Raw genomic sequence first — 2,890 nt, forward strand, 5'->3', positions numbered from 1 at the left:
TAAATATGGTGATTTAAGAATATTAAAGAAGTATTTAAAAAATTCTAAGAATATAGTTACTGTAACAAATGAAGATGATTTTATTCTTTCTAATGAAGATAGAAAATTCATTAAAAATACTTTTGGAAAACATAGTTTAATCTATCCTTATGGTGGACATTGTGGAAATATGTTTTATCAAACAAATGTTGATAAGATGCTACAGTTTTTAAATAAGGGGGAGTTTAATAATGAACTATAAAAAAATTGGGTTTCTAATTTTGTTATTTAGTTTTATGGGGTGCTCATCAGCACCAAAAAAAACCAAAGAAATAGTATATCATAAACCTGTGTTTAAGGAAACGGAACAAGAAAAAATAATGCAAAAAGAGTATCTACAATTAGGAATAGATAAAGAAGTATTACCTCAACCTATAAAATCAAGAGAGATAGTAAGAAAGAAAATAGTAAATGGAACAAAATTTATAGAGGTTTACGATCCATTAGAACCTTTAAATAGAAGAATTTATTATTTTAATTATTATTTAGATAAATATTTATTGATACCAGCAGTTGATGCATATGAATATGTTGCTCCTAACCTAGTTCAGGAAGGAGTGTCGAATTTTTTTACAAATTTAGAAGGAATTAGTACTTTTATAAATTCTCTCTTACAATTTAAGGGGAAAAAGGCTACAATAACTTTAGCAAGATTCGCTATAAATTCTACATTTGGAATTTTAGGATTATTTGATGTGGCATCTGCACTAGAACTACCTAAAACATACGAAGATTTTGGATTAACAATGGCTAAATATGGTGTTGGTAACGGAGCATATTTAGTTTTACCAGCTTTAGGACCATCAAATTTAAGAGATGCAACAGGTTTAGGTATTGGAAAACTTACATTAGCTGAAACAAATCCATATAATAGCACAACAGGGGTAGACATAAACAACCTGGGTGTGGTAGGATTAGGAGGTATAAATCAGCGTAAAGAACAAAAAAGTTTTAGATACTATGGGACTGGAAGTCCTTTTGAATATGAATATGTTAGGTTTATATATACAACATACAGAAACACACTAGTTAGTAAAGGGAGAGGTGAATAGTTATGAATTTACAAGATTTTGTTTTAAACTACAAAGAGGATGTAATCAAATCGATTCAAGAATCAGTAAGAATTAAAAGTGTTCAAGAAGCACCTTTAGAAGGAAAACCTTTTGGAGAGGGACCAGCAAAAGCTTTAGAAAATATGTTAGCTTTAGGAAAAAGTTTAGGGTTTGAGGTTAAAAACTTTGATAACTATGCAGGACATATTGATTTTGGAACAGGATCAGACGAAGAGATGATAGGAATATTAGGACACGTTGATGTTGTACCAGAAGGAACAGGATGGGATTATCCTCCATATGAAGCTAAAATAGTTGATGGAGTAATGTATGGTAGAGGAGTTTTAGATGATAAAGGTCCTACAATAACAGCTCTTTATGCATTAAAAGCTATAAAAGATTCTGGATTAAAATTAAGTAGAAAAGTAAGAGTAATAGTTGGAGCAAATGAAGAAACAGGATGGGGTTGTATGAATCACTATTTTGGTGAGTTAAAAATGCCTGAACCAGCAATGTCATTTACACCAGATTCATCATTTCCAGTAACATTTGCTGAAAAAGGAATTTTACAAACACTTTTAACTAAAAAATATGATAAAGAATTAGATTTCTCAATATCAGGAGGAGTTGCATTTAACTCTGTTCCAGATTCAACAGTAGGAATATTCCCACTTTCTATGAAAGAAGAGATATTTAATAATCTTGATAAATATAATGAAGGAAAAGAATATAAAATAACAGCTACAGAAAAAGATGGGAAAATTGAAGTTGTATCTTTAGGAAAAGCATCTCACGGAGCTAGACCAAGTAATGGATATAATGCAATAGCTGCTTTATTTACATTCTTAAATATGTTGAAAATAGAGAATGAAGAACTTAAAAATGTTGTTGAGTTCTTTAATGAATATATAAAAATGGAATTTGATGGAAAATTACTTGGAATTAATTTCCAAGATGAGCCATCAGGAGTTTTAACTTTAACAGTTGGAAAAATGGAATTTTCTGGAACTGAATTAATGTTCGGATTTGATGTGAGATATCCAGTAACATTTAAACAAGATCAAGTATTTAATGAAATTGTTAAAAGAGCAGAAACTAAAGGAATTACAGCAACAGTAAATTCAGCTAAAAATCCTTTATATGTACCAAAAGATAGTTTCTTAGTAACAACTCTTATGAACATTTATAAAGATGTAACAGGAGATGTTGATGCAAAACCAGTAGCTATTGGTGGAGGAACTTATGCAAGAGCAGTAAGTAATGCAGTTGCATTTGGAGCATTATTAAAAGATCAAGAAGATAATATGCACCAAAAAAATGAATATTTAGAGCTTTCTAAATTAGATACATGGTTAAAAATATATGTTCAAGCAATATATGATTTAGCTAAATAATGTGAAAATGCCCCAAAGATTTTATCTTTAGGGCATTTTTTTATATATAAAATTTACATAAAATACATTCATAAGGATTTAAAATTATTTTTTTTAGATTAATCTCTTTTATAGAATAATTACTTATGAGAATACTAATTGGAATATTAGAAAATTTATTAGTAGAAATAGTATGGGGGAAAGAGGTTAAATTACAAATTATAAGAAAAAACTCATTATCTAAACTTCGTGTATAAGCAAAAATATTATTATCATTTTCAAATATAAGTTTAAAGTCCCCATAAATTAATGTTTTATTAGATTTTTTTAATTGAATTAAACTTTTATAAAAATTTAAAATGGAATCTTTTTCTAAAGTCTGTTTTTTCACATTAATTTTTTTGAAATTATCATTTATTTTTAACC

3 protein-coding genes and 1 pseudogene are annotated in these 2,890 nt (G+C 28.1%); 3 read left to right on the top strand and 1 reads right to left on the bottom strand.

The genetic code is table 11. The annotated features are described in order from the left end of the window. The 3 genes and pseudogenes from Q0V09_RS10115 to pepV all read left to right on the top strand — a co-directional run. Positions 1 to 241: pseudogene (locus Q0V09_RS10115) on the top strand (serine/threonine protein kinase); the annotation flags it as partial. After that, on the top strand, positions 231 to 1,091 hold the full coding sequence (locus tag Q0V09_RS10120) for a VacJ family lipoprotein (protein WP_297406145.1): 861 nt from the start codon (positions 231 to 233) through the stop codon (positions 1,089 to 1,091). The pseudogene Q0V09_RS10115 and the gene Q0V09_RS10120, both read left to right, overlap by 11 nt. A 2-nt stretch (positions 1,092 to 1,093) precedes the next feature. Next, positions 1,094 to 2,485 (top strand): dipeptidase PepV, encoded by a 1,392-nt coding sequence (gene pepV / locus Q0V09_RS10125; protein ID WP_297489203.1) that lies wholly within the window; start codon positions 1,094 to 1,096, stop codon positions 2,483 to 2,485. A 40-nt stretch (positions 2,486 to 2,525) separates the two neighbouring features. Here the strand turns inward: pepV and Q0V09_RS10130 are convergent. Next, on the bottom strand, positions 2,526 to 2,890 hold a 365-nt coding region (locus Q0V09_RS10130; protein ID WP_297489206.1), incomplete at its 5' end, for an alpha-glucosidase C-terminal domain-containing protein.

This window comes from uncultured Cetobacterium sp. (genome assembly GCF_947039425.1).
In the GTDB taxonomy this organism is placed as follows: domain Bacteria; phylum Fusobacteriota; class Fusobacteriia; order Fusobacteriales; family Fusobacteriaceae; genus Cetobacterium_A.